The sequence below is a fragment of the Muriicola sp. genome, from assembly GCF_041567615.1.
Classification (GTDB): Bacteria; Bacteroidota; Bacteroidia; order Flavobacteriales; family Flavobacteriaceae; genus Muriicola.
On record NZ_JBFGBM010000115.1, the window covers coordinates 1 to 8,682 of the forward strand.

8 protein-coding genes are annotated in these 8,682 nt (G+C 48.7%); 3 read left to right on the forward strand and 5 right to left on the reverse strand.

The genetic code is table 11. The features are described from left to right. Together ABYP73_RS08865 and ubiE are read right to left on the reverse strand one after the other, a co-directional pair. The coding region (locus tag ABYP73_RS08865) for a porin family protein (RefSeq protein ID WP_372974078.1) at nt 1–514 on the reverse strand (514 nt) is incomplete at its 3' end. Between the two features lie 3 nt (nt 515–517). Then, the gene (gene ubiE / locus ABYP73_RS08870; RefSeq protein ID WP_372974079.1) at nt 518–1,246 is read right to left on the reverse strand and encodes a bifunctional demethylmenaquinone methyltransferase/2-methoxy-6-polyprenyl-1,4-benzoquinol methylase UbiE; all 729 of its coding nucleotides are present in this window, start codon (nt 1,244–1,246) and stop codon (nt 518–520) included. A 226-nt stretch (nt 1,247–1,472) separates the two neighbouring features. Here ubiE and trkA point away from each other — a divergent pair, with 226 nt between their 5' ends. Continuing rightward, on the forward strand, nt 1,473–2,822 hold the full coding sequence (gene trkA, locus ABYP73_RS08875) for a Trk system potassium transporter TrkA (RefSeq protein ID WP_372974080.1): 1,350 nt from the start codon (nt 1,473–1,475) through the stop codon (nt 2,820–2,822). A gap of 1 nt (nt 2,823) precedes the next feature. Next, a complete protein-coding gene (locus ABYP73_RS08880; protein ID WP_372944505.1) occupies nt 2,824–4,314 on the forward strand; it encodes a TrkH family potassium uptake protein in 1,491 nt (496 codons plus the stop codon). 6 nt (nt 4,315–4,320) lie between these two features. On the opposite strand, the gene ABYP73_RS08885 is transcribed toward ABYP73_RS08880, so the two are convergent. Both ABYP73_RS08885 and ABYP73_RS08890 read right to left on the reverse strand, forming a co-directional pair. Then, nucleotides 4,321–5,505, reverse strand: a complete 1,185-nt coding sequence (locus ABYP73_RS08885; RefSeq protein WP_372974081.1) for a pyridoxal phosphate-dependent aminotransferase — start codon at nt 5,503–5,505, stop codon at nt 4,321–4,323. Nucleotides 5,506–5,519: 14 nt separating this feature from the next. Beyond that, a complete protein-coding gene (locus ABYP73_RS08890; protein ID WP_372974082.1) occupies nt 5,520–6,623 on the reverse strand; it encodes a fatty acid desaturase in 1,104 nt (367 codons plus the stop codon). A gap of 116 nt (nt 6,624–6,739) precedes the next feature. On the opposite strand from ABYP73_RS08890, the gene rsmG reads away from it, so the two are divergent. Beyond that, nucleotides 6,740–7,363 carry a 16S rRNA (guanine(527)-N(7))-methyltransferase RsmG gene (rsmG, locus tag ABYP73_RS08895; RefSeq protein WP_372974083.1) on the forward strand — a complete coding sequence of 208 codons (624 nt, stop codon included), beginning with the start codon at nt 6,740–6,742 and terminating at the stop codon, nt 7,361–7,363. 299 nt (nt 7,364–7,662) lie between these two features. On the opposite strand, the gene ABYP73_RS08900 is transcribed toward rsmG, so the two are convergent. After that, a partial coding sequence (locus ABYP73_RS08900) for an aldehyde dehydrogenase family protein (protein WP_372974084.1) occupies nt 7,663–8,682 on the reverse strand: 1,020 nt, incomplete at its 5' end.

Here is an 8,682-nt window from a genome sequence, read left to right on the forward strand (position 1 = left end):
AAACCTGTTTTTTCATCCTGAAGGTCCCGCTGCTGTTATCATCCAGGCTGTCCTCGTTGCTGCCCAGGTTCATGGAAGCTGAAACACCGCCCACGATAAAAGGTTTCCAGTTACCGATCCTCTTGGTGCTCGCCTTGAGCAGAAGGGGAAAATTGATATAGGTCGATTTTACCTCCCGGATTGCATCGCTCTCTTCCGAAAACCCAGGAAATCCCAGGGTTCGAGACCCGTAGTAGAGTCCGGGTTCAAAACGGAGGTCGAAGTGTTCGTGCAGCCGCACTTCCCCGATCAGGCCCACATTAAAACCTACCGACTTATTTACAAGGATATCCTGCAGGTCGTTCTTGTATTCGAATTTGAAATCGTATTGATTAAAGCCAAGAAAATAGCCCCAGTTTAAAAGCGCTTTGTCCTCATTTTCCAGATTGAGGATAGGCTTTTCATTGAACTGGCCAACGAGCACGCTCGCATTTCCCATCAGGATCAGGAACAGAAGAAAAAAGGATCTCCTCATAAACTACTTACTGGCGATATAAATGGAGGCCACGCCAAAGGTTTGCGGCCTGTTCTCCATACCTATAAACCCGATTTCCCCTAAAATATTGTTGAAGGCTTTTCCATGTGGGAATACGGAAGCCGACTCGCTGAGATAGCGGTAAGCCGACCTGTCCTTGGAGAATACTTTACCTATGGTGGGAAGGATGTACTTGGTGTAGAAGGCATACCCCTGTTTAAAGGGTGTTTTTGTGGGGACAGAAGTTTCCAAAATGACCAGGGTGCCTTTGGGTTTCAAAACCCTGTAGATCTCGCTGAGTCCCTTCTCCAGGTTTTCAAAATTTCGAACGCCAAAGGCCACAGTGACGGCATCAAAGCTATTTTCTCCGAACTGCAGATCCTCACTGTCTCCGACGAGCATTTCCACCTTATCATTCAGCTCCCTTTGTCTCACTTTCTTTTTGCCCACCTCGAGCATACCCTTAGAAATATCCAGTCCCACGATCCTGGAAGCACCTGTTTCCACCAGGTTTATGGCCAGGTCTCCCGTCCCGGTCGCGATGTCCAGAATGGTTTCCGGAGACCTTTCCCTGAGGATTCTGACCACCCGCTTCCGCCACTTTACATCGATCCCGAATGAGATCACCCGGTTAAGGCCGTCGTATTCCCCCGAAATGGCATCGAACATGGAGGTTACCTGTTCTTTCTTGCCCCTTTCAGTATCCTTGTAGGGAGTCACATTCTTCGACATAGCGTAAATTTTGTGCAAAGATAACACAAAGCCATTGTTCCGGAGGCTGGTTCCACGGCAAACACGGTTTTTAAAACAAAGCTTCCAATGGACAGGGTTGAAATAAAATTGTGTAATTTTGCTCCGCAGTCCATGCAACTCTTCCTTTGGTAAGTGCCGTGGAAACAAGATCGGGATTGAACTTCCAAGACGGTCTGTGCGTTATGATTAAAGACCTTAATTGCTCATGAAGATTATCATCGCTGGTGCAGGCGAAGTAGGCTTTCATTTGGCTAAACTACTCTCTTACGAATCACAGGACATCACACTGATCGACACCCACAAGGAAAGTCTGATCTACGCCGATAACCATTTGGATATCAGGGTTCTAAGAGGAGATGCAACCTCCCTTTCCGTATTGCAGGAGGCGCGGGTGGAGGGTTCTGACCTCGTCATCGGGGTCACTTCATCGGAAACTACCAATATCACTCTTTGCATGCTGGCCAAACAGCTCGGATGCAAAAGGACCATTGCCCGGATCTCCAATACCGAATTCCTCGACTACCGGGAAAGAATCAACTTTGAAGAACTCGGAATTGATGAACTGATCTCTCCGGAGGAACTCGCGGCTTCGGAAATCCAGCTACTCCTGAATCAGTCTGCCTTCCACGACACCTATGAATTTGAGGACGGCGCCTTAATCATGGTTGGGGTTTCCCTGCCCAAAGGTGCCCCTTTTGTAGGAAAATCGGTCAAGGAAGCGGCATCCATCTTCCCTGAACTCCATTTTATGCCCATTGCCATGCAGCGCAGGGGAACGCAATATACCCTGATCCCCAGGGGCGACACTGTCTTCAAAGCCGAAGACCAGGTGTATTTTATTACTGATAAAAAGGGGGTGGATGAATTGTACAAGCTCACAGGGAAGAAAAAGGAAGCCCTGAAGAATGTGATGATCCTCGGCGGCAGCAAGGTGGGATTCAAGGCAGCACGAGATCTCTGTGCCCGGAAATTCAACGTGAAACTCATAGAGAAGAACAAGGAAAAGGCCTTTGACCTGGCTGATATCCTTCCCAATGCCCTGGTGATCAACGGAGATGGACGCAACGTGGAGCTCCTTGAAGAGGAAAGCCTGGAATCCATGGATGCCTTTATCGCGGTCACGGGGAATTCAGAGACGAATATCATGTCCTGTCTGGTAGCCAAATCCAAACACATCAAGAAGACCATAGCTCTGGTGGAGAATATGGACTATTTCCAGCTGTCCCAGTCCATCGGTATCGATACCCTGATCAACAAGAAACTCCTGGCCGCCAACAACATCTTCAGATATATCCGCAAAGGAGAAGTGGTGGCCCTGACAAGGCTGAACAACCTCAATGCGGAGATCCTTGAATTCGTGGTAAAATCGGATTCAAAAATGGACGGACAGGTGATTAGGGATCTCGACTTTCCGAGAAATGCCATAATAGGAGGGGTGATCCGGGACGGGAAAGGAATGGTCGCCCTGGGAGATTTTGAGATTACTGCAGGCGACCGTGTTGTAGTTTGCTGTCTCCCCCAGGCCATACAGAAGATAGAACGCTTATTCCTGTAGGATGGGATTCAACACCAAAATCATCATTCACCTCATGGGGCTCCTCCTCCTGTGTAATGGGGGCTTCATGTTGCTGGCGGCTGTAGTGAGCGGAATCTATGAAGATGGAGTAACCCTGGATATCACCCTGGCCTCTATCGTTACCATGATGATTGGTGTGATGTCCATGTTCCTGACCCGGGGCCATGACAAGGAAGTCTCCCGTAAAGAAGGGTATATCATTGTTACCTTTGGATGGATCATCATGGCGGCTTCTGGAGTACTGCCCTATATTTTTACCGGCGCAATTCCGGATGTTACCAACGCTTTTTTCGAGACCATGTCCGGGTACACCACTACCGGGGCATCCATCATTGATGACATCGAAGTACTGCCTGAAGGGATCCTCTTCTGGCGAAGCCTGACACACTGGATAGGAGGGATGGGGATTATCGTCCTGGCCATCGCCATTCTCCCATTATTGGGTATTGGAGGAATGCAATTGTTCGCCGCCGAAGCTCCCGGCCCCAGTGCCGACAAACTGCACCCCAGGATTACCGATACGGCCAAACGCCTCTGGTTGATCTACTTTGGTTATACGGTCGCTGAGACCATCCTGCTCTATGCCGCTGGGATGACCTTTTTTGATGCGATCAACCATTCCCTGGCCACCCTTTCAACCGGAGGATTTTCCACGAAGAACGCCAGTCTGGCCTACTGGAACAACCAGCCTTTGATCCAGTACATCGTCATCTTTTTTATGTTCCTGGCCGGGAGCAACTTCGTATTGAGCTATTTTGCCTTTAAGGGAAAGGTACAGAAAGTACTCAGGGATGAGGAATTTAAATACTATGTGATCTTCACATTGCTCATCGTGATCGCCGTGGCCCTGGTCATCTATTTCATGGCAGAGGTTCCTGTTTCCGATTACCATCCAAAGGTGCTGGGGCAAGCGGAGAGCGCATTCAGGCATGCCCTTTTCCAGGTAGTGGCGGTGGTCACTACCACGGGGTTTGTGTCGGCCGATTTTACCGCCTGGACCCCTTTTATCACGGTTTTCTTTTTCGGACTGATGTTCGCCGGAGGCTCAGCAGGATCTACGGCCGGAGGGATCAAGATCATGAGGCACATCCTGATCATTAAGAATGGACTGCTTGAGTTTAAGAGGACGCTCCACCCCAATGCGGTGATCCCGGTAAGGTTTAACAATAAGACCGTTACAGAGCACGTGGTCTATAACGTGATCGGTTTCTTCGTACTTTACATGCTGCTGTTCGTGATCGGAGCGCTGGTCCTGGGCTTCCTCGGGCTTGATTTTGATTCTTCTATCGGAGGGGCCGCCTCTGCCCTGGGAAATGTGGGCCCTGCATTCGGCAGCCTGAGTCCGCTCAACAATTTCAACAGCTTGCCTGAACTCGGTAAGTGGTGGTGTGGATTCCTGATGCTTGCCGGAAGGCTGGAACTCTTTACGGTCCTTATCCTTATGACACCCTACTTCTGGAAAAGGACGTAAGGAAATTTAAAGTGCTTTCTTGATCCTGTCAACCGCTTCCCTGATCTCTTTCTCAGAAGCTGCATAAGAAATACGAATACAATCCGGGTTGCCGAAGGCTTCACCCGTGACCGTGGCCACATTAGCGTGTTCCAGCAGGTACATGGCAAAATCGGACGCATTGTCGATCTTTTTGCCCCTCAGTTCTTTCCCAAAGTAATTGGAGATGTCCGGGAAGACGTAAAATGCTCCTTCGGGTACATTGAGTTTAAAGCCATCGATAGTGCCCAAAAGGGATAGTATCAGGTCCCTGCGTTCCCTGAATTTGTCTATCATGAACTGAATTTTGCTCACCGGCGCCTCGAGGGCGGCGATGGTTGCACGCTGACCTATGGCGTTGGCTCCGCTGGTGATCTGTCCCTGGAATTTGGTACAGGCCTTGGCGATCCAGTCGGCTGCCCCTATATAACCGATCCTCCACCCGGTCATGGCAAAGGCCTTGGATACTCCATTCACGGTGATGGTCCTGTCATACATCCCTGCTATTGAGGCTATACTGGCGTGTTTGCCCCGGAAATTGATGTGTTCGTAGATCTCATCAGAGACTACATAGATCTGGGGGTGGTCTGCGAGTACTTCTGCCAGGCCCCTGAGTTCTTTCTCACTGTAAACAGATCCGCTGGGGTTACAGGGGGAGCTGAACCAGAGCATCTTGGTCTTTGGGGTAATGGCATCGCGGAGCTGGGAAGGGGTCATCTTAAAATCCGTCTCTATGCTCGTAGGTACTTCAACCGGGGTGCCTTCTGCCAGCTGTACGATGTCGCGGTAGCTCACCCAGTAGGGGGCAGGAAGGATGACCTCATCTCCCTTGTTCAGCATGACCATGGCCACGTTGGCAAGGGATTGTTTGGCTCCTGTAGAGACCACGATCTGACTGGGTTTGTACTCCAGGTTGTTGTCTCTCTTGAATTTATTGGATATCGCGAGTTTCAGATCCGCATACCCATCTACAGGGGAATAACTGCTGTAGTTTTCATCGATGGCCTTTTTGGCGGCTTCCTTGATAAAATCCGGGATATTGAAGTCGGGTTCCCCCAGACTCAGGCCGATGATGTCTTTTCCCTCATTTCTCAGCTCCCTGGCCTTGGCGGCCATAGCGAGGGTGGCCGAAGTAGAGAGTTTGTTGATTCTATCGGATAAGGCGTTGCTCATGTTGGTCTAACTAATTATTGATACTGCATCCGGGGATTTCTACCGAGTTCCCTCAAATGCCTGAAGTGCGAAATTATGGCTTTTCTGGTAGTTTTGTATTCGTTGTAGGGCAAATTAAACTCCCGGGCCGTTTCTTTCACAATTTTGGAGATTTTTGTGTAATGGATATGGCTGATGTTGGGGAAGATGTGATGTTCAACCTGGTGGTTGAGTCCGCCCGTAAACCAATTTACGATTCTGTTTCGGGTCCCGAAGTTCACCGTGGTGAACAACTGATGAATGGCCCAGGTATTTTTCATGGAACCATCCTCTTCAGGGAGGGGTGTTTCCGCTTCGTCTACCACATGTGCCAGCTGGAATACCACACTCAGTATCACTCCGGCCACATAGTGCATGATGAAAAAACCGAGCAGGATCTTCCACCAGGCTATGCTGAGAAAGACCATGGGTAAGACAATCCACACGGTTATATAGATCGATTTGGTGATCAAAAGCACACTCCAGTTGATAACGGGATTAGGAAATTTCCCGTAAGAGAGCTTCCGCTTTGTGTAGCGGTACATCTGCATGAAATCAGTGGTAAGCGCCCAGTTGAAGGTCAGCAGGCCATACAGGAATACGCTGTAATAATGTTGAAATTTATGGAAACGGTGCCATTTGGCGTGTTTTGAAAACCTGAGGATGCGCCCTGCTTCAAGGTCCTCATCGTGGTTATGGATGTTGGTATAGGTATGGTGTAGTACATTGTGCTGTACCTGCCAGTTGTAAACATTGCCGGCGAGGATGTAAATACTGCTGCCCATGAGTTTGTTTACCCACGTTTTGGTGGAATAAGAACCGTGATTCCCGTCGTGCATTACGTTCATGCCCACTCCGGCCATCCCCACTCCCATGGTCATGGTCAGCAACAGATTGGCCCAGTTGGGCAGGTCGAGGGTGAGGATCAGGAAATAAGGGGCGAAGAAGAGGGAAAACATAACCGCCGTCTTCAGGTGAAGACGCCAGTTCCCTGTCTTTTTGAGGTTATGGGTTTCGAAATATTCATTGACCCTTTTGTTGAGTGTTCTGAAAAAGTTTGCAGAGTCTTTTCTTGAAAATCTGACCGTAGTTTTCTCCATAAAATAAATTCAAAGGTGTAAAGATAACGTAATACAACTCTTTTTAATGCCCTGAAAATCTTAAATTATCATAAAAGGTAGGTTCAAATTAACCTATTTTTGACGTAAAATTCAGGATGAATACAGATCTGATTCTGAAATATTTTCCCGAACTCACTGATACGCAGACCAGGCAGTTTACCGCTATGGCAGGTCTGTATCAGGATTGGAATCAAAAAATCAATGTGGTTTCGAGGAAAGATGTGGATGAATTGTATTTGAGGCATATTCTGCACTCTCTGGGGATCGCAAAGGTCATATCCTTCCTGCCCGGCAGCAGGGTACTCGATGTAGGAACGGGTGGGGGTTTTCCGGGTATCCCCCTCGCGGTCCTGTTCCCGGAGACACAGTTTACCCTGGTGGATTCTATCGGGAAAAAGATGAGGGTCGTAAAGGAGGTGATAGACGGACTCGGATTGAATAACGTAAATGCAGTGCATTCCCGCGTAGAGGAGCTGCAGGGCTCATTCGATTTTATCGTCAGCAGGGCGGTGGCGGCTATGCCTTCCTTTGTGCGTTGGGTAGATGGGAGGATCCGTCAAAAATCGGTACATCCCCTGAAAAATGGCATATTATACCTCAAGGGAGGGGATCTCACCGAAGAATTACAAGGTTTTTCAAAGGCGCATATCTATCCCCTGTCGGAATATTTTAAAGAAGACTTTTTTGATACCAAAGTGGTGGTACACCTTCCCTTATAACTCTTTCGGGGATCACAGATACAAATTAGAAAGATAGGAATAGCGGCACTTTTGGGCATATCTCTTCAGTATTCCATAAAGGTTAAATAACCCTGTTTCTGTTTTCCTTTGCTGTTTTTTTCTAGAGGCGGAATTGTTCATGACACGATCGATTGATACTCTAAAGTTACATTAAATTTACAAATAATTAACGTTAAATTTACATTGATAGTATAACGGGTCGTGTATTTGGGCCTTCTTACCATAAAAAAAGCCCCCAAGAAAAATAGTTCTTGAGGGCCGTATTTTCAGTTAGTTTCCTATCCCAGGAATGGATATCTGTAGTCTTCCGGACTGACGAAAGTCTCCTTGATCAGACGGGGTGAAACCCAGCGCAGGAGGTTCTGGGCCGATCCGGCCTTGTCGTTCGTCCCTGAAGCCCTGGCACCGCCGAACGGTTGCTGACCCACAACGGCTCCTGTGGGTTTGTCATTGATATAGAAGTTACCTGCCGAATTCTCAAGGGCTTTAGTGGCTTGCTCAATCGCATAGCGATCCGTGGCCATCACAGCACCGGTAAGCGCATAGGGAGAGGTAGTATCCACCAGTTCCAGTACGTTATTCCAGTCCTTGTCTTCGTACACATAGACGGTAACGACCGGCCCGAAAAGCTCCGTTTCCATGGTCACGTAATGGGGGTCTGTCGTAAGGATTACCGTGGGTTCAATGAAGTAGCCCTTACTCTTGTCATATCCGCCACCGGCGAAAACAGATGCCTCCTTGTCTTTTTTGGCCTTATCTATATAGGAGGCCAGCTTGTTGAAGGCTCCTTCGTGTATCACCGCTGTGACAAAGTTGTTCATATCTTCAGGAGAACCGGGTGGATTAAAGGATTCCATGTCTTTTTTCACCTCCGCCAGGATCTCCTCAGCAGTTGATTTAGGCAAGTATACCCTGGAGGCCGCACTGCACTTCTGACCCTGGAATTCAAATGCCCCGCGTACGATGGCCGTGGCCACCTGCTTCGGTTTGGCGGTGGGATGAGCCAGGATAAAGTCCTTCCCTCCGGTTTCCCCTACGATGCGTGGGTAGGTCTTGTAGTTGTGAATATTGTTCCCGATCTGCGTCCACAGGTTCCTGAATACGTCAGTGGATCCCGTAAAATGCAATCCTGAAAAATCCGGATGTGTCAGCACATGATCGGTGATCATTACAGGATCTCCGTAGACCACATTGATCACCCCGTCTGGCAGGCCTGCCTCTTTGAATACGTCGACAAGTACCTTGGCCGAGAAAATCTGGCTGTCACTGGGTTTCCATACCACTACATTCCCCATCAT